Raw genomic sequence first — 17,788 nt, 5'->3', positions numbered from 1 at the left:
GTCGTGAATCGTTTTCCCGCGAACTAGACTTACGTCCAATGGGCACCCGGAGCACGGGGGCTGACCATAAAGGACGATAACGACAAGAAACTGCGGTCACTCTTATGAGTAAAGCTGATGCTTTCACCCAGGCGGGAAAAACCGCCGTGTTGCAGAACATCCACGGCACCCTGCAATTCCTGCAACGCTTTCCCCCGTTCAACCAGATGGAAAACGCCCACTTGGCGTTTCTGGTGGAACAGTGCCAACTGCGTTTCTATGGCCCTGGCGAGAGCATCCTCAAGCCATCGGGCGGGCCGGTGGAGCATTTTTATATAGTCAAGCAAGGCCGCGTCGTCGGCGAACGCCCGCAGTTAAATCAGGAAGCGGCCGAAACCACCTTCGAAATCACCACCGGTGAGTGCTTCCCTCTTGCCGCACTGCTGGGCGAACGGGCGACGCGCACCGAGCACAAGGCCGCCGAAGATACGTTTTGCCTGCAACTGAACAAGCCGGCGTTTATCAAGCTGTTCGCCCTCTCCAGTGCGTTTCGCGATTTCGCCCTGCGCGGTGTCAGCAGCTTGCTGGACCAGGTCAACCAGCAGGTGCAGCAAAAAGCCGTAGAGACCCTCGGCACCCAGTACTCGCTGAACACTCGTCTTGGCGAATTGGCCATGCGCCATCCGGTCACCTGCAGCCCGGACACGCCGCTGCGCGAGGCGGTGACGCTGATGCACGAGCAACAAGTGGGCAGCATCGTGATCGTCGACGAGCACAAGGCGCCCTTGGGGATATTCACCCTGCGCGACCTGCGCCAGGTGGTTGCCGACGGCACCAGTGATTTCAATCAGGCGATTGACGGCCATATGACCCAGGCGCCGTTCTTCCTCAGCCCGGACCACAGCGCCTTCGACGCCGCCATCGCCATGACCGAGCGGCATATCGCCCATGTGTGCCTGGTGAAAGACCAGCGCCTGTGTGGCGTGGTGTCCGAACGCGACCTGTTTTCCCTGCAACGGGTTGACCTGGTGCACTTGGCCCGCACCATCCGCAATGCGCCCCGGGTCGAAAACCTGGTGGCGATACGCGGTGAAATCGGCCAACTGGTGGAACGCATGCTCGCCCACGGCGCGTCGTCCACCCAGATCACGCACATCATTACCTTGCTCAACGACCACACCGTGTGCCGGGTGATCGAGCTGACGCTGGCCGACAAAGGCGACCCCGGCGTGCCGTTCAGTTGGCTGTGTTTCGGCAGCGAAGGCCGTCGCGAGCAGACACTGTTTACCGATCAGGACAACGGCATTCTGTTCGATGCCAAGGACGCCGCCGAAGCCGCAGCGATTCGCGGCCGCTTGTTGCCCCTGGCGCAGCAGATCAACCAGAGCCTGGCGTTGTGCGGCTTCAGTTTGTGCAAGGGCAATATCATGGCCGGTAACCCCGAACTGTGCCTGTCGCGGGCCGAGTGGGCGCGGCGCTTCGGTGCGTTTATTCGCGAGGCGACGCCGGAGAACCTGCTGGGCTCAAGCATCTATTTTGACTTGCGCGTGGTGTGGGGCGACGAACAGGGCTGTGAGCAATTGCGCCAGGGCATTCTGGATCAAGTCGCGGATAACCGGCTGTTCCAACGCATGCTGGCCGAGAACGCCTTGCGCCAACGCCCGCCGGTAGGGCGTTTCCGCGATTTTGTGCTGACGCGCAAAGGTGGCGAAAAAGCCACACTCGATCTTAAGGTGCAGGGCCTCACGCCGTTTGTGGACGGTGCTCGCCTACTCGCCCTGGCCAACGGCGTCCACGCCATCAATACCCTGGAGCGCCTGCGCCAGTTGGTGGACAAGGAAGTCATTGAGCCACTCGACGGCGCGGCATACGAAGAGGCCTATCACTTTATCCAGCAAACCCGCATGCAGCAGCACCAGTTGCAAAGCCGCGAGAACCAGGCCTATTCCAACCGTGTCGACCCTGACAGTCTCAACCACCTGGATCGGCGCATCTTGCGTGAATCCCTGCGTCAGGCCCAGCGCCTGCAAAGCAGCCTGACCTTTCGGTACCAGCTGTGAGCCTGTTCAGTTGGCTACGGACAAAAAAGCCCGGGCTGGACGCAACCCAGCAACTGCGCCTGGCGCAACTGCCCACACCTGTGGGGCTGGGGACTGGCTCTCTGCGCAGCCAGCGCTGGGTAGTGGTCGACCTGGAAACCAGCGGCCTGAACCTCAACCGAGACCAGGTACTGTCCATCGGTGCCGTGGTCATCGAAGACGGCGCGGTGGACTTCTCGCAAATGTTCGAGCGCACCCTGCAACGTGCCGAAACAAAACTCAGCCCCAGTGTACTGATCCACGGCCTCGGCCCCAGTGCCATCGCTGCCGGCAGCGACCCGGTCGAAGCCCTGCTGGATTTCATGGCGTTTGTCGGCGACAGCCCGATGCTGGCGTTTCATGCACCGTTCGATCAGCACATGCTGTGCCGTGCACTCAAGGACAGCTTGGGCTATCGGCTGAGCCATCCGTTTCTCGATGTTGCAGACATCGCCCCACTGCTGTGCCCCGAAGCGAATATCCGCGAAGCCGGCCTCGACGACTGGATCAACCACTTCAAACTGCAAGTGGGCGAACGCCATCACGCCAGCGCCGATGCACTGGCCACGGCTGAGCTGATGCTCATCCTGTTTAACCGCGCGCAGCAGCAAGCAATCGCCAGCCCTCAAGCGCTGCAAGAGCGCCTGAGCCAATGGAAACGCCGCAAACAAGCGCCAGCGTTTTAGTGGCACCGCCCGACAGACGCCAATTGCGCCCACTCCCTGCCTCTGACACAATCGCGAATAATTCTCGTTAGTTTAAACCTCTTGTTTATTCGGTGATGCCTTGTCGTCGGTCCAGACCCCACACAGTGAGCTTGTTGGCGCGTTATACCGCGACCATCGTGGCTGGCTGTTGGCGTGGCTGCGCCGCAACGTGGCCTGCCCGAGCCGCGCCGAAGACTTGAGCCAGGACACGTTCATGCGCCTGCTGGGCCGTGAAGAGTTGCGCGAACCGCGCGAGCCACGGGCGTTCCTGGTGTCGATCGCCAAAGGGCTGCTGTTCGACTACTTTCGCCGCGCAGCCCTGGAACAGGCTTACCTCAGCGAGCTGATGCTGCTCCCGGAAAGCGAACAGCCGTCGCCCGAAGAACAGCAATTGATCCTCGAAGACCTCAAGGCCATCGACCACCTGCTCGCCAAACTGTCGAGCAAGGCCCGCGCCGCCTTCCTCTATAACCGCCTCGACGGCCTGGGCCACGCCGAAATCGCCCGGCGTCTCGGTGTGTCGGTGCCTCGCGTGCGTCAGTACCTGGCCCAGGGCATTCGCCAGTGCTACGTCGCGCTGTATGGCGAGCCGGCGTGCCCGTGATCAGCTCCAAACCGGTCTCGGCCCGCGTGCTGGACGCGGCAATTGCCTGGCAACTGTCCCTCGACTCGGGCGACGGCAGCCTGGTGGCGCAGGAAGAGTTCGCCAAATGGCTGGCCAGCGATGAAGAACATGCGCGCGCCTGGCGCCAGTTGGGCATGCTCGACCAGCGTTTCAGCAGGGCGTCGGGCCCGGCGCGGGCGGCGTTGGTGCAGTCTCGCGAGAGCCTGCGCCAGCGCGTGCGCAAACTTGGCCGCGGCCTGGCAAGTATCGCGCTGGTGTGCGGCCTGGTGGTGTTTGCCGGTGAGCGCTACGTGCCGATCCACTATTGGCTGGCCGACCAGCGCACGGCCACCGGCGAGCAGCGCACGCTGAAACTCGCGGATGGCACGCTGATCAACCTCAACACCCACAGCGCCATCGACGTGCGCTTCGATGAAAAACGCCGGCTGATCGTGTTGCAGGAAGGCGAGATGCTGGTCGAAACCGGCCACAACGATGCGCGCCCCTTCTATGTACAAACCCGCGACGGCAGCCTGCGGGCGCTGGGCACACGGTTTATCGTCAAGCGCGAAGACGACGCCACGCGCCTGAGCGTGCTGCAGTCAGCGGTGGCCGCCCAGCCACAGGCGCTGCATCACGAACAGATTTTCAGCGAAGGCCAGCAAGTGCTGATGCGCAGCGACAGTCTCGGCCCCGTGCTGGCCGTCACGCCCGCCACCGACGCCTGGACACGCGGCATGCTGGTGGTCGACAACGCCCGTCTGGGCGACGTGGTCGAGGAGCTCAGCCGCTATCGCACCGGCTACCTGGGCGTGGATAACACCGTGGCCGACCTGCGCATCACCGGCAGCTTCCCGCTGCATGACACCACCCTGGCGCTGAACGCCCTGCTGCCGACCTTGCCGGTGCAGATCGAGCAGCGCACGCCGTGGTGGGTGACCGTTACCGCCAAGCCTTAGGTTATGCGGTGCATGGGCTGTAGCTTGCGCGGCCCTGAAAAACGCTTCAAATACCCGACTCAAAAAATATCTTCGCTCAGCCCTATCACTTTTCGAATCTCGCTCGGCACATAGGCAATTGAGAAATATTTCCATTCAGGAGCCGCCCCATGTCCCGCACGCTAGACACCCTGTTGCGCCCCAGCCTGTTAGCCGTGGCCATTGCCCTCAGCACGCCGCTGACTAGCACCTCGCTGATCGCCGCTGAACAGGCCTCGAACGTGCGCGCCTACAACCTGCCCGCCGCGCCGCTGGCCAGCACCCTGAACCAGATCGCCAGCCAGGCGGGCCTGGCGCTGACCCTTAACCCGGCGCTGGCGTCGGGCAAAACCTCGGCACCGGTGAAGGGCCAGTACGATGCGCAAGGCGCGCTGCGTGAGGCCTTGCGTGGGACAGGGCTGCAGTTGGAACAGAGCAGCGCCGGGACGTTTACGCTGGTGGTAATTCCGGAAGGCGTTGTGGCGTTGCCGGAGACCAGCATCATTGGGCAAGGCGACACTGAAAGTGCCTGGGGCCCGGTGACAGGCTATCTGGCAACGCGCACCGCTGCCGGCACCAAGACCGACACGGCACTGGTCGAAGCACCGCGCTCGATCTCCATTGCCACCCGCGAACAGATGCAGGATCGCAACGTCCAGAACCTCGATGACGCCGTCAAATACATGCCCGGCATCGTATCGTCCAGTTACGGCAGCGACACCCGCTACGACTGGATGCGCGTGCGCGGCTTCGAGCCCACGCAATTCCTCGACGGCCTGCCACTGCCACGCGGTGTGTACGCCAACCCGAAAGCCGAAACCTGGAACCTGGACCGCCTCGCCCTGCTGCGCGGCCCTGCCTCGTCGATCTACGGCCAGACACCACCGGGCGGCCTGCTGGACATGGTCAGCCGCCGTCCCAGCGCTGAATCGAGCAACGCCATCCAAGTGCAGTACGGCAGTGACAACTACCGCCAGATCAACTTCGCCAGTACCGGCAAGGTCGATGATGAAGGGCAGTTCCTGTATGGCATCAGTGGCGTGGTACGCGATGCCGGCACTCAGGTCGACCATATCGACAACAAGCGCTACAACATCGCGCCCAGCCTGACCTGGAACATCGACCCGGATACCAAGCTGACACTGCTCTCGCAGTTCACCCGTGACGATACCGGCACTACCAGCCAGTTCATGCCCATTCAGGGCACCAAGATCAAATCACCACTGGGCAAGGTTTCCCACCACAAGAACCTCGGCGATCCGGATTACGAGTTCTACGACCGTACTTACTACGCGTTGGGCTATGCGTTCGAACACCGTTTCAACGATACCTGGCAGTTCAAACAGAACCTGCGTTACACCAAATCGGAGCTGGACTTCCAGCAACTGACCGTAGGCTCCTATGCGTTTTCCCCGGCTGATGCGGCGGGCAATATCAGCCGGTCTACCACCAACGTTGACGAAAGCATTGGCCAGTTCGCGGTGGACAACCATTTCCAAGCCGACTTCGCCAGCGGCGACATCCGCCATACAGTACTGCTCGGCCTCGATCACCAGCGTACCGACACCTCGTACCGCGCCCTATACGGCACGGCATCGAGTATCAACATCTTCAACCCGATCAACACTCAGCCGACTGTACGCCCGACGGATGTCCGACCGTTCTACGACTACAACCAGAAAACCGTACAAACCGGTCTCTACGTGCAGGACCAGATGGCCCTGGACAAGTGGCGCCTGACCTTGGGTGGGCGTGAAGACTGGGTGCACCAGGGCACCACCTATTTCAACGACAACGATGCGACCAACACCGACCGCATCAAACACTTCAGTGGCAATGCGGCGCTGAGCTATGTGTTCGACTCGGGCTTCGTACCGTACCTGTCCTACGCCGAGTCCTTCCAACCCGCGAGCAACGCCGATACAACCGCGCTCAAGACGTTTAAACCGACCGAAGGCAAGCAATGGGAAATGGGGGTCAAATATCAGCCGCCAGGTTCCAACACGCTGCTGAGTGCGGCGGTTTACGACCTCACCCAAAAAAATGTGCAGGTGACCACCCTCGGCGCAGGGGGCCAGCAAATCAACAGCCAGACCGGCGAAGTGAAGGTCAAGGGCCTGGAGCTGGAAGCAGTGTCTGACGTGACCGAGAACCTCAAGGTCATCGCCGCCTACACCTTGGCAAAATCCGAAGTACAAAAAGGCCTTTACACAGGTAACCGCCTGACATTGATGCCAAACCAGCAAGCCTCGCTGTGGACTGACTACACCTGGCACAGCGGCGTACTTGACGGTTTCGGGATTGGCTTGGGTGCCCGCTACACCGGCAACACCTATGGCGATCAGGCCAACACCTGGTTGGGTAAGGCCAACGCCTACACCGTGTTCGATGGTTCGGTGCACTACGACTTGGGCCGTCTGGATAACAGCCTCAAAGGCGCGTCGGTTAAATTGAACGCCACCAACCTGTTCAACAAAGATTACCTGTCCACCTGCGATGGCAACTACTGCTACTTCGGCGACCAGCGCAGCGTAGTCGCCAGCGCCACCTACCAGTGGTAATCAGCTGAGTTAATAATCAGGCCGTCCTCCGGGGCGGCTTGGGTGTGTCTGAAGGCAAAAAAATGAAAAGCAAAACCATCCGCCGCTGGTCCTTCATCCACACCTGGACGAGCCTGATCTGCACCGTCTTCCTGCTGCTGCTCGCCCTCACCGGCCTGCCGCTGGTGTTTCACCACGAGATCGACCACCTGCTGGGCAACGAGCCTGAACTGGCGCAGATGCCCGCCGACACGCCACACCTGAACCTTGAGCAACTGGTGGCCAAGGCCCAGGCTCATCGACCGGGTGAGGCCATGCAATACCTGGCGTGGGACGCCGACGACCAGAACGGCGTGATTGCGATCATGGCCGCCACGGCCGGCACCGAACCCAACTCGTCTCACACCTTCATGCTCGATGCGCGCACTGGCGACGCCGTGGAAACCCCGGCGGCCAACGGCGGGCTGACGCTGTTCCTGCTGCGCCTGCATGTGGATATGTTTGCCGGCCTGCCGGGCAAGTTGCTGCTGGCGTTCATGGGTATTCTGTTTGTGCTGGCGATTGTCTCGGGCACGGTGCTGTACCTGCCGTTTATGCGCCGCTTGAAGTTCGCCACCGTTCGCCAGGACAAATCCACCCGCCTGCGCTGGCTCGACCTGCATAACCTGATTGGCGTGGTCACGCTGACCTGGGCGCTGGTGGTGGGCGTGACCGGCGTGATCAGCGCCTGCGCCGACCTGATCATCGCCGCCTGGCGCCAGGACAGCCTCAGCGCGATGATCGAGCCCTACAAAAACGCGCCGCCGCTGACACAACGCGCACCGGCCACCGAGCTGCTGAGCATTGCGGCCAAGGCCGCGCCCGGCATGCAGCCGGACTTTATCGCCTTCCCCGGTACGCGCTTTTCCAGTGAGCATCATTACGCCGTGTTCATGAAAGGCAGCACCCATCTGACCTCGCACTTGCTCACGCCGGTGTTGATCGACGCGAGCACCCTGGCCGTCACCGCCATTGCCGAACGGCCGTGGTACATGGACGCCATGGGCATGTCCCAGCCCTTGCACTTTGGTGACTATGGCGGCCTGCCGATGAAGATCCTGTGGGCGGTGCTGGATGTGTTGACCATCATCGTGCTGGGCAGCGGCGTTTACCTGTGGATCGTGCGGCGCAAGGCGGCCAGGGCATGAAGCCGCGTCAGTCGAATTTCTGGAAGGTGTTTGCTATTCCGCTGGGGATTGGCGTGCTCAGCGCAGCCGGGTTGTTTGCCGCGTTGCTGGGCGATGGGCTGTGGGATTCGCTCAGTTGGGTCGGCTTGGGGATTCCCGCTGTCATGGGTGTTTGGGCCTTGTGTAAGCGGCGCGGCTGAGGGCGCCATCGCCGGCAAGCCAGCGCCCACCTTGGGCTGCGTTCACAATTCAAAATGTGGAAGCGGGCTTGCCGGCGATGAGGCCCTCAAAAACACCCCAAAACCCCCTCGCCAGCCACGGCGCAACCCTCTAGGCTAGCCACTGCCCATTCAGAGGAATGCCCATGTCCGTGCCCAGCATGACCTTGTTCCACAACCCCGCGTCACCGTTCGTTCGCAAAGTCCGCGTGCTGCTGGCCGAGACCGGTCAGCAGGACCGTGTGGCCCTGCAAGGTTGCATGCCGACACCGGTCCAGCCGGATGCGCAATTGGTGCACGACAACCCCGTGGGCAAAATCCCGGCCCTGCGACTCGCCGACGGCACGGTGTTGCACGACAGCCGGGTGATCCTCGACTACCTTGACTATCAGCATGTCGGCAACCCGCTGATACCCCGCGACGGTTCGGCACGCTGGCGGCGCCTGACCCTGGCCTCGATGGCCGACGGCATGATGGATGCCGCCGTGCTGGTGCGTTACGAGACGGCCTTGCGCCCGCCGGAAAAACACTGGGACCAGTGGCTGGAAGAACAGCGCAACAAGATCCGCCGCACCCTCGTCGAGCTTGAGTCCGATGCAATTGCCGAGCTGGCCAGCCACTTCGACATCGCGTCCATCAGTGTGGCGTGCGCCCTGGGTTACCTCGACTTCCGCCACCCCGACCTGCAATGGCGCGACGCTAACCCCAAGCTTGCCGCCTGGTGCGCCGAGGTCAGCCAGCGGCCTTCGATGCTGCAGACCCAGCCACCGGTGTGACATTCATGCCCCTCCATTGTAGGAGCAGGCTGGCCTGCGATTGCGGCGTGTCATTCAGTGCACCTGTTGGTGACCCAGCGCTTTCGCAGGCAAACCCGCTCCCACATTGGAAGGTGGTGGCGTTGAGGAATATGACGATTCTTGCCGCCAGCTGCGCGCCCACCCGCTGATCCTCACGCAACCCGATCATTGCACGGCCTCCAGATCAAACTGCAGAGGCTCGCTCGCTTTGCGCTTGCCCACGCCATACCAGTCGAGTTTGCGCGTCAGCACCATCACCGTGCCGAGCAGGCCGAACAGCAACAGCGAGCCCATCAGCAGCGCGTAATCCTCGGCACTCAGCAACCCGTACAACAAGCCATACAACGCCGCCAGCCCCGCCGAAAACCCCAGGCCGTGGGTGACGCTGCGCAGCACATGGCACACGTAGAAACCAATCAACAGCACACAGGCACTGGCGGATATCACATACGCCAGCGCAAACCCCAGGTGCTCGGACAACGACAACAGCAGCAGGTAGAAGAACGCCAGGGCAACACCCACCAATGCGTATTGAATCGGGTGCACAGCCAGGTTCTTGAGCACTTCGAAGAGGAAGAAGCCGGCAAACGTCAGGGCGATAAACAGCAGCGCGTATTTGATCGCGCGGTCGCTCTTGAGGTATTGGTCGACCGGGTCGATGAAGTTTACGCCGAAGCTGCGGTTGGTGAAGTCTTCACAGCCCTGCCGGTCCAGGCAGGTTTGCAGGGCTTGCTCGAGGTTGGTGGAAAAAAACGAGGTCTGCCAGTTGGCGGTGAAGCCTTTATCGGTGACGTCTCGTTGGGCCGGGAGGAAGTTGCCGATAAAGCTCGGGTGCGGCCAGTTAGAGGCGAGTGTGACCTGGCTGGTCTTGCCCACCGGGACGACTTGCAGCTGTTCGGTGCCCTGCAGGCGCAGGTCGAACGCGAAGTCCACCACGGCCGGTTTTTTGCTGTCCTGCTCGGGCAGCATTACGTGCACGCCCTCCCCCAGCCAATCCACTTGAGTGCCCGGCGAGAACGCCAGACGCTGGCTGCCCAGCTCCAGCTTCAGCGCGTTTTCGATCCCGCGAATATCGCTGATACCCACCGCCAGAAACGCCGGTTCAAAGCGGTAATCGGCAAAGTCCTCGGTGATGCCCAACTGCGCAGGCAGCTCAAAATGCCCGCTGATACGGTTATCGGCATGGAACAGTCGCGCCTGGTAGATGCCCCGTGCGCGCAGTTCGGTTTGCACCTTGCCGTCGAGCTCAAAGCGGTCCGGCAGGAAATACAGACGACCGCGCTCTTCACGGGTTTGCTCGTAGCGTTTGTTGAGCTTTTCATTGAGTTTCCACTCGCGCACGGTCTTGCGGTACGGCACCACCATCACCGGCCCGGTGAGGCGCTGGCTGTAGCTGGAGCTGCGGGCGATGTCCATCAACACGCCATCGCGCAGTTGCTGGCGGTCGCTGATGATGCCGTTGATCATCAGCAACGGAATCAGTAACAACAGAATCAGCAGCGCAATGGCGCCAAGTTTGAAAAGCAGGCTGCGGTTCATGGGGCTCTCCCTGTTTTGATAGGCAGAGCGTGAGCCGCGCGTATGGGCGATTTATGTGGGCAATGTGGAGACTGTGTGGAGATGCAGCACCACTTGCACACCGCCTTGCACATTGCCGATCTGCAAAGCGCCGCCATGCAGCTTCATCACTTCTTCAACGAAGTTCAGGCCCAGGCCGGTGCTTTTGCGCCCGCTGGCCGGGCGTGGCAACGAGTAGAAGCGCTCGCTCAGGCGCGGCAGTGCGTAGTCGGGAATCGGCGCCGCCTGGTTGAACAGGCTGACGTACACGTCGTTATGCTGGGTTTGCGCGCTGAATTTCAACGCGCCGCAAGGTGGCGTGAAGTCCAGGGCGTTTTCCAGCAGATTGCCCAAGGCCTGGCGCAACAGGAAAGGCTCGCCGAACACCTTCACGTCTGCGGCAATGGCTTGCTCGACCTGCAAACCGGCGCCTTCGATTCGTGCGCATTGGGCCTTGAGTACCTCATCAACCAGGGCGGCCAGCGGCACACTGGTTTGCGCTTCAAGGCCCTGACGCTGCTCCACTTGCGCCAGGTTCAGCAGGCGTTCGATCAACTGTTGCAGGCGCGCGCTTTCACTGTCGATATTGCTCACAAAACGCTGCTGCTGCTCGCGGGTCATGTCGCCCTGCAACAGTTCCGCCGCGCCGCGAATGGCGGCCAGCGGGCTCTTCAGTTCGTGGGTCAGGGTGTGCACGTAATGCTCGACGTAGGCCTTGCCCTCCAACTGCGTGCGCATGTGCTCCACGGCGGTGGACAGTTGCTTGAGTTCGCCGCCACGGTAATGCGGCAGCTCGGCACGCCGCCCTTCGCTGACGGCCTGTGCATAAGCCGTCAGCCGGTGCAGCGCAACACTCAACCACCACGACAACAGCGCGCCCAGCAGCAGGCCCATCACCACCAGCCCCGCGCCGTACCACAGCAGGCGGCGCTCGGTGCGGTCGACATAAGGCTGCAACGAACTGTTGGGCTTGGCCACGGTGACCACGCCGATGATTTGCCCGTTATCGCGGATCGGCGCACCGACATGCATCACCGACGAGGCCGGATCATCCGCTGCGCTGCGCGTGGAGCGCGCGCCGTACTCGCCGCGCAGGGTCAGGTACACGTCGTTCCATTTGGAATAGTCCTGGCCCACCGCTTCGCCCCTGGAGTCGAGCAGCACGATGCCCTTGGCGTCGGTCACGTAAATGCGGTGGTTAACCTGGTTTTTCGGCAGGCCCCAGATGGTCGCGCCGGGCTGGCGATTGCCGTAGGCCTTGAGCAGTTCGGCCCAATGGCTTTGGCCGAGAGTATGGTTTTTCACATCATCGCGCAGAATCTCGGCCAGTAGATTGGCGGTGTCCACCAGGGTTTCTTCAGTGGACTGGCGCACGCCCGGGCGGATTTCCTTCATCACCGTGTTGAGCACAAAGTAACCGGTCAGGCCGATAAACAGCGCATACACCAGGAAAATCCGCAGCCCCAGGCGCATCAGCTGTGGCTCGGGCTGTAACTGTAGCCCAGGCCACGATGGGTCTGGATCGGCTCGGCATCGGCCGCAATAGCCCGCAGTTTGCTGCGCAGGCTCTTGATGTGGCTGTCGATATTGCGCTCGTAGCCGGCATCCGCCGCCACGCCCACCGCGTCGAGTAATTGCTCGCGACTGAACACGCGTTCGGGTTGCTCAAGCAGGCTTTGCAGCAAACGGAATTCATGCCGGGTCAGGCTCAATGGCTGCCCGCGATAACTGATGTGCATGCGTTCCAGGTCCACCTGGAACACGGCGGGCGCCACACCTGGGCCGACGCGCTTGAGAATCGCCCGCACGCGCGCCGCCACTTCCCGTGGGCTGAACGGCTTGACCACATAATCGTCGGCACCGATCTCCAGGCCCACCACGCGGTCAATCTCGGCATCGCGAGCACTGAGGAACATCACCGGCACTTCGCTGAAACGGCGCAATTGCTTGCAGGTTTCAAAGCCGGTGATATCCGGCAAGCCAATGTCGAGGATGATCAGGTCGGCTGGCGTCTGGCGCTGATGGGCCAACGCCTCCTGGCCGAGGCTCAACCAGGTGGTGGTGAAGCCCTCGCCGTGGAGGGCGAAAACCAACGTGTCGGCTATCGCCGCTTCGTCTTCGACAATCAGGATATGCGGCATGGGTTCAATCAGCAGTCCGGTTTGTCAGCGGTATACCGACGGGCCGGGTTTACCGCCGCGCCGAATTCACGCAAGGCCTTGGCGCCGATCAGCAGCGGGTAGTTGAAGCTGCTGCGGTCGGTGAGGTTGACCTCGACGGTGCGCTTGACGTTACCCAGGCACATTTCCAGGTCAATCACCGGACGCTTGGCCACCGTGGCTTCGTCCTTGTCCTCGTCTTCGTCGGCGCGGCTCTTGATCTTGCTGATACGCGAGACTTTATGTTCGTAGACCTTGTCGCTCGCATCCTTGCCGCCGAGACGGAAGCGCACCCAGTCGTCACCGTCGCGGGTGAAGGTTTCGATGTTACGGGCCGACAGCGAGGCGGTCAGCGCGCCGGTGTCCATCTTGGCCTTGAAGGTTTCCCCGATCTCGGGCAACTGGATGTATTCGTAGCGACCGTAGAGGGTCGGTTCGGCGGCCATGACAGGCACAGCGGCCATAACGGGAAGAACCAGGGCGAACGCAGCAAGGAGCAATTTCACGAAGTGATTTCCTCGAAAGAAGTAGGCGGATTCTAGACCGCAAAAGCCGGACTAAGTTAGTTCTCAACCATACCGGGCGCAGTGTGAAACATTCGTGCGGTGATTTGCGATTTGGCCTCTCGACTCAGCTTGCTTATCATGGCCCGCCCACGTCGATTCCAAGAGTTACTTATGCGCCGCCTGCTCACCGGCTGTTTCGTCACACTCCTGCTATTGCTCAACACCCTGGTGCTGTTCGGCCCCTTGATGGTGTTTGCCCTGATCAAGCTGGTGGCCCCCGGGCGCTTTCGCGACTATGCGTCCTGGGCGGTGATGTGGATCGCCGAAACCTGGGCGGAAATCGACAAGCTTATATTCTCGCGGTGCACGCCCACTCAATGGGACATTCGCGGCGGCGACGACCTGCGAAGCGATACCTCCTACCTGGTGATCAGCAACCATCAGTCCTGGGTCGACATTCCGGCCTTGATCCAGGCGCTTAACCGCCGTACGCCGTTCTTCAAATTCTTCCTGAAAAAAGAGCTGATCTGGGTGCCCTTCCTTGGCCTGGCCTGGTGGGCGCTGGATTACCCGTTCATGAAGCGCTACACCAAGGCGTTCCTGGCCAAGCACCCGGAACTGGCGGGCCAGGACCTGAAAATCACCAAACAGGCCTGCGAGCTGTTCAAGCGCCAGCCGGTGACGGTGGTCAATTACCTGGAAGGCACGCGGTTCAGCGAGGCCAAGCGCACCCAACAGGATTCGCCGTTTTCGCGGCTGCTCAAGCCCAAGGCGGGCGGCGTGGCGTTTGTGCTGGCGGCGATGGGTGAACAGCTGGACGCGGTACTCGACGTGACCGTGGTTTATCCGCAGCACACGATTCCAGGGTTCTGGGACTTGATCAGCGGCGCGGTGCCGAAAGTGATCATTGATATCCGCACCCATGAGCTGGACCCGGCATTGTGGCAAGGGGACTACGAGAACGATCCGGCCTTTCGCCAGACCGTCCAGAACTGGGTGAACCAGCTCTGGCAGGAAAAAGACCAGAGAATTGAGACGCTACTCAAATAGGCCTGCCAACGATGTGCACAGCCTGTTCACACACCGCAAATGAAGCACATTGAGTGCGAACTAACGGGGAACACATTCTCCCCAAATGTTGAGTACCGGCTCATAAGGCGCTTGGGGTTCTTGTGCCTTCGAGGCATCGGCCACTTCGTTCCGGGCATTAGTGTGCCGCGGGCGACCGATCAAACCGGTCCCTTGTGGCTCATACGGGATGGCAGGAGGATTGACCCAATATGAGACGCTGACAGGCAAATGCAATGTTTTCATCGTGCCACCACTTAAAGTCCAATGAATGAAACCTTCCAAGCCCGGTATGCGCGAAGCTTGAAAGGTCTCCCTCTGTGGCGTGCCCTGTTCAGCGGTTCCCTACGATTTGATACGCCTCATTACGTGTGCTTTTTGATTGTTTGCATCAATGAAGGCCTCGCACCGTATGCGACATACACACTCACCGGTATTTAGCTGCCGGTGCCCCAGGCCGAAGCCAATTTGCCCAGCACTGACTGGTTGGCGCCCTGGCCACCCAGGTATTGCAGGATCACCGGCGCAAACTTGCCGATCATGCTGTTATCCATGCCCAGCGCGCTGAACGCGGTGTTGAGGTCGCTGGTGTCCTTCACGTTACCCAGCAGGCCGTCCAGGCCGCTGGTTTTGCTGCCGCCGCTCTGACCGAGCATCCCGCTCAAGGCGCCGAGGCTACCCAGCGAGTTGCTCCCGGACAGTTGATCCAGGCCCGGCACGCTCTTGCCCAGTTGCGAATAGTCAGTGCCGCTCAGCTTGTTTTTGGCCAGGCCGAGCATGGCGCCGGTGCCGCCGACGGCTTGTTCCGGGGTAATGTTCAATTGCGAAGTCAGGGCCTGCAACAGGCCAGCGGTCTGGGAGCTCGGCGCTGCGGCAGCCGCCTTATTGTTGCCCTGGGCACCGGAGACGGCATTGGCCACGTCACCGAGGCTGAAACCTGCGGCAAACACCGGGCTGGCGGCCACGGTCAACAGGCATGACAGGGCAAAACCGCGTGAAATCTTCATCAAGACAACCTCTGAATGTAGGAGCTAAAAGCACGCGTTTGACTGACAGTCCCGAAGGAATGTTCCCACCTAAAGATTAGTTCAGAAAAAGCTGCATCCAAATGTTCCCCGCGCGCGTATATCCCCCATGCACCGCCCGGAGTCGGATGGAATGAATGCTCAAGCTGGACTACCCTCTGCCTACCGTGCGCAGTCCCGTCGCCCTCGTCCGAGAGCCTGGAGAAGCCCTATTTCGATCAATGATGCTGACCCGTTGCGGCCTTTGCTGGCCCAATGCGCCCTGGGCAACCGCCAGGCGTTCGAAACCCTCTACCGCAGCGTTTCGCCACGGCTGCACGGTGTGGCGTTGCGGTTCATGGGGCGCTCCGACCTGGCCGAAGAGGTGTTGCAGGAGGCGTTTGTGCGCATCTGGTACAACGCCTCACGCTACGAAGCGCACCTGGCGGCGCCGATGACCTGGATGGTGAATATCACGCGTAACCTGGCCATCGACCAACTACGCAAACACCGCGAACAACCCTTGGCCGACGGCCAGCAGGACGCCCTGCTCGACGACGGCCCCAGCGCCCACGAGCAACTGGATAACGAACGCGAAGCCCGTGCGCTGAATCGCTGCCTCGACACGCTGGACGGCATGCAGCGTCAATCGATCACTGTGGCTTACTTCCAGGGCCTGTCGTGCTCGGAATTGGCCGACCACTTGGCCGCGCCCCTGGGCTCGGTCAAATCCTGGATTCGCCGCGGCATGGAACGCCTGCGCAGGTGCCTTGAATCATGAACTACCAAACGACCGCGCTGCGCCGCGCCCTGGCTGCCGACTACGCCATCGGGCTGATGCCCGCCACCGCCCGTCGGCGTTTCGACGCCCTGTTATTGGAAGACGCTGCACTGCGCGTCGAACTGGGCCATTGGCAGGATGCACTCGCCAGCCTCACCGGTTCTTTGCCCGAGCGGCCGGTGCCGGACCACGTGTGGGCGGGCATAAAGGCGCGGATCGAGCCGCAAGTGCTGCACGTGCCGGCGAAGAAACCGTTCTGGATGAACCTGCGCGTACTGATGGCCGCCTGCGCGGTTGTCGTCGCCGTGTTGGTCGGCGTGCTTTATCAGCGTGATATCGGCGCCGAGTACAACGCCACGCTGGTCGCGGCGAACCAGCAACCGGCGCTGCAGATCCAGGCGTTTGGCGATCATCTGCAAGTCGAGCCGCTAACGTTGGCGGCGGTAGAGCCGACACGGGCCCTGGAACTATGGGTCATTGCGGCCGGTGGCAAACCTGTCTCCCTGGGCTTGGTGCCGACTTCGGGTAAAGGCCGAATCCAGCTGAGCAAGGAACAGCAAGCGCTGTTGACTGCACCCGCGACCCTGGCCGTCAGCCTGGAGCCACAAGGCGGCTCACCCACCGGACAACCCACCGGCCCCGTGCTGTACCAAGGCGCCCTGGCCTCTCGCTGACCCCTCTCAACACCTGTGGGAGCGGGCTTGCCCGCGAAGGCGGTGGGTCAGCTGATGAATGTGTTGACTGACACGCCGCCATCGCAGGCAAGCCAGCTCCCACATTTTGATCTTCATCGGCCGGGCGACTTGCTCACACCACTACCCTGTGGGAGCGGGCTTGCTCGCGAAGGCGGTGTATCAGTTGATGAATGTGTTGACTGACACGCCGCCATCGCAGGCAAGCCAGCCTCCCACATTTTGATCTTCATCGGCCGGGCGACTTGCTCACACCACTACCCTGTGGGAGCGGGCTTGCTCGCGAAGGCGGTGTATCAGTTGATGAATGTGTTGACTGACACGCCGCCATCGCAGGCAAGCCAGCTCCCACATTTTGATCTTCACCGGCCGGGCGACTTGCTCACACCACTACCCTGTGGGAGCGGGCTTGCTCGCGAAGGCGGTGTATCAGTTGATGAATGTGTTGACTGACCCACCGCTTTCGCGAGCAAGCCCGCTCCCACATTTTGATCTTCATCGGCCGGGCGACTTGCTCCCACCACTACCCTGTGGGAGCGGGCTTGCTCGCGAAGGCGGTGGGTCAGCTGATGAATGTGTTGACTGACACGCCGCCATCGCAGGCAAGCCAGCTCCCACATTTTGATCTTCACCGGCCGGGCGACTTGCTCACACCACTACCCTGTGGGAGCGGGCTTGCTCGCGAAGGCGGTGTATCAGTTGATGAATGTGTTGACTGACCCACCGCTTTCGCGAGCAAGCCCGCTCCCACATTTGATTTTCATCGGCTGGGCGACTTGCTCCAGGCGTTTCCCTGTGGGAGCGGGCTTGCCCGCGATGGCGGTGTATCAGCTCAGAAAAGGTTGGCTGGCACGCCGCCATCGCAGGCAAGCCCGCTCCCACATTTTGATCTTCATCGGCTGGGCGACTTGCTCACACCACTACCCTGTGGGAGCGGGCTTGCTCGCGAAGGCGG

Annotated in this window: 16 protein-coding genes; 11 read left to right on the top strand and 5 right to left on the bottom strand. The window is 61.5% G+C overall.

Going from position 1 to position 17,788, the window contains the following annotated elements; all coding sequences use genetic code 11:
- The first annotated feature begins 104 nt into the window (after positions 1-104).
- The 8 genes from JFT85_RS18435 (at position 105) to JFT85_RS18400 (ending at position 9,045) form a co-directional block, all read left to right on the top strand.
- Positions 105-2,039 (top strand): putative nucleotidyltransferase substrate binding domain-containing protein, encoded by a 1,935-nt coding sequence (locus JFT85_RS18435; RefSeq protein ID WP_053258355.1) that lies wholly within the window; start codon positions 105-107, stop codon positions 2,037-2,039.
- Entirely contained in the window at positions 2,036-2,743 is a 708-nt protein-coding gene (locus JFT85_RS18430; protein ID WP_187601250.1) for a 3'-5' exonuclease, read from the top strand. The genes JFT85_RS18435 and JFT85_RS18430 overlap by 4 nt, the downstream gene beginning before the upstream one ends.
- A 100-nt stretch (positions 2,744-2,843) precedes the next feature.
- A complete protein-coding gene (locus JFT85_RS18425) occupies positions 2,844-3,368 on the top strand; it encodes an RNA polymerase sigma factor (protein WP_069551986.1) in 525 nt (174 codons plus the stop codon).
- Complete coding sequence (locus JFT85_RS18420; protein WP_201230251.1) at positions 3,359-4,327, top strand: FecR domain-containing protein; 969 nt, start codon at positions 3,359-3,361, stop codon at positions 4,325-4,327. The genes JFT85_RS18425 and JFT85_RS18420 overlap by 10 nt, the downstream gene beginning before the upstream one ends.
- Positions 4,328-4,476: 149 nt before the next feature.
- On the top strand, positions 4,477-6,906 hold the full coding sequence (locus tag JFT85_RS18415; protein ID WP_201230249.1) for a TonB-dependent siderophore receptor: 2,430 nt from the start codon (positions 4,477-4,479) through the stop codon (positions 6,904-6,906).
- Between the two features lie 62 nt (positions 6,907-6,968).
- On the top strand, positions 6,969-8,072 hold the full coding sequence (locus tag JFT85_RS18410; protein ID WP_053258360.1) for a PepSY-associated TM helix domain-containing protein: 1,104 nt from the start codon (positions 6,969-6,971) through the stop codon (positions 8,070-8,072).
- Entirely contained in the window at positions 8,069-8,251 is a 183-nt protein-coding gene (locus JFT85_RS18405; protein WP_053258361.1) for a hypothetical protein, read from the top strand. The genes JFT85_RS18410 and JFT85_RS18405 overlap by 4 nt, the downstream gene beginning before the upstream one ends.
- A gap of 164 nt (positions 8,252-8,415) precedes the next feature.
- A complete protein-coding gene (locus tag JFT85_RS18400) occupies positions 8,416-9,045 on the top strand; it encodes a glutathione S-transferase (protein WP_201230247.1) in 630 nt (209 codons plus the stop codon).
- Between the two features lie 186 nt (positions 9,046-9,231).
- Here JFT85_RS18400 and creD read toward each other — a convergent pair whose 3' ends face one another.
- Genes creD through rloA2 form a run of 4 tightly spaced genes read right to left on the bottom strand, consistent with a single transcriptional unit; the run spans position 9,232 to position 13,288 of the window.
- Positions 9,232-10,605, bottom strand: coding sequence for a cell envelope integrity protein CreD (creD, locus tag JFT85_RS18395; protein ID WP_053258363.1), 1,374 nt, complete (start codon positions 10,603-10,605; stop codon positions 9,232-9,234).
- Between the two features lie 51 nt (positions 10,606-10,656).
- Positions 10,657-12,096: a two-component system sensor histidine kinase CreC gene (creC, locus tag JFT85_RS18390; protein WP_069551991.1), complete on the bottom strand. Its 1,440-nt coding sequence runs from the start codon at positions 12,094-12,096 to the stop codon at positions 10,657-10,659.
- The gene (gene creB / locus JFT85_RS18385) at positions 12,096-12,764 is read right to left on the bottom strand and encodes a two-component system response regulator CreB (protein ID WP_201230245.1); all 669 of its coding nucleotides are present in this window, start codon (positions 12,762-12,764) and stop codon (positions 12,096-12,098) included. The genes creC and creB overlap by 1 nt, the downstream gene beginning before the upstream one ends.
- Before the next feature lie 8 nt (positions 12,765-12,772).
- Complete coding sequence (gene rloA2, locus JFT85_RS18380; protein WP_053258366.1) at positions 12,773-13,288, bottom strand: retropepsin-like aspartic peptidase RloA2; 516 nt, start codon at positions 13,286-13,288, stop codon at positions 12,773-12,775.
- A gap of 171 nt (positions 13,289-13,459) precedes the next feature.
- On the opposite strand from rloA2, the gene JFT85_RS18375 reads away from it, so the two are divergent.
- Entirely contained in the window at positions 13,460-14,338 is an 879-nt protein-coding gene (locus JFT85_RS18375) for an acyltransferase (protein ID WP_053258367.1), read from the top strand.
- Positions 14,339-14,793: 455 nt separating this feature from the next.
- On the opposite strand, the gene JFT85_RS18370 is transcribed toward JFT85_RS18375, so the two are convergent.
- Positions 14,794-15,363 carry a DUF2780 domain-containing protein gene (locus tag JFT85_RS18370; protein ID WP_053258368.1) on the bottom strand — a complete coding sequence of 190 codons (570 nt, stop codon included), beginning with the start codon at positions 15,361-15,363 and terminating at the stop codon, positions 14,794-14,796.
- A 151-nt stretch (positions 15,364-15,514) separates the two neighbouring features.
- Between JFT85_RS18370 and JFT85_RS18365 the strand changes: the two genes are divergently transcribed.
- Both JFT85_RS18365 and JFT85_RS18360 read left to right on the top strand, forming a co-directional pair.
- Positions 15,515-16,141 (top strand): sigma-70 family RNA polymerase sigma factor, encoded by a 627-nt coding sequence (locus JFT85_RS18365; protein ID WP_053258369.1) that lies wholly within the window; start codon positions 15,515-15,517, stop codon positions 16,139-16,141.
- On the top strand, positions 16,138-16,815 hold the full coding sequence (locus JFT85_RS18360) for an anti-sigma factor (protein ID WP_053258370.1): 678 nt from the start codon (positions 16,138-16,140) through the stop codon (positions 16,813-16,815). The genes JFT85_RS18365 and JFT85_RS18360 overlap by 4 nt, the downstream gene beginning before the upstream one ends.
- Positions 16,816-17,788 lie beyond the last annotated feature (973 nt).

Source organism: Pseudomonas sp. TH04, from assembly GCF_016651355.1.
Lineage (GTDB): Bacteria > Pseudomonadota > Gammaproteobacteria > Pseudomonadales > Pseudomonadaceae > Aquipseudomonas > Aquipseudomonas fluorescens.
Note: the sequence above shows the minus strand (reverse complement) of the source record. Positions and strands in the feature narration are given on the sequence as shown.

Coding starts and splice junctions, on each gene's coding strand:
- JFT85_RS18360 (WP_053258370.1), top strand. CDS start 16,138: ATGAACTACCAAACGACCGCGCTGCGCCGCGCCCTGGCTGCCGACTAC.
- JFT85_RS18370 (WP_053258368.1), bottom strand. CDS start 15,363: ATGAAGATTTCACGCGGTTTTGCCCTGTCATGCCTGTTGACCGTGGCC.
- JFT85_RS18400 (WP_201230247.1), top strand. CDS start 8,416: ATGTCCGTGCCCAGCATGACCTTGTTCCACAACCCCGCGTCACCGTTC.
- creC (WP_069551991.1), bottom strand. CDS start 12,096: ATGCGCCTGGGGCTGCGGATTTTCCTGGTGTATGCGCTGTTTATCGGC.
- JFT85_RS18410 (WP_053258360.1), top strand. CDS start 6,969: ATGAAAAGCAAAACCATCCGCCGCTGGTCCTTCATCCACACCTGGACG.
- creB (WP_201230245.1), bottom strand. CDS start 12,764: ATGCCGCATATCCTGATTGTCGAAGACGAAGCGGCGATAGCCGACACG.
- JFT85_RS18415 (WP_201230249.1), top strand. CDS start 4,477: ATGTCCCGCACGCTAGACACCCTGTTGCGCCCCAGCCTGTTAGCCGTG.
- JFT85_RS18435 (WP_053258355.1), top strand. CDS start 105: ATGAGTAAAGCTGATGCTTTCACCCAGGCGGGAAAAACCGCCGTGTTG.
- JFT85_RS18375 (WP_053258367.1), top strand. CDS start 13,460: ATGCGCCGCCTGCTCACCGGCTGTTTCGTCACACTCCTGCTATTGCTC.
- JFT85_RS18365 (WP_053258369.1), top strand. CDS start 15,515: ATGAATGCTCAAGCTGGACTACCCTCTGCCTACCGTGCGCAGTCCCGT.
- creD (WP_053258363.1), bottom strand. CDS start 10,605: ATGAACCGCAGCCTGCTTTTCAAACTTGGCGCCATTGCGCTGCTGATT.
- JFT85_RS18405 (WP_053258361.1), top strand. CDS start 8,069: ATGAAGCCGCGTCAGTCGAATTTCTGGAAGGTGTTTGCTATTCCGCTG.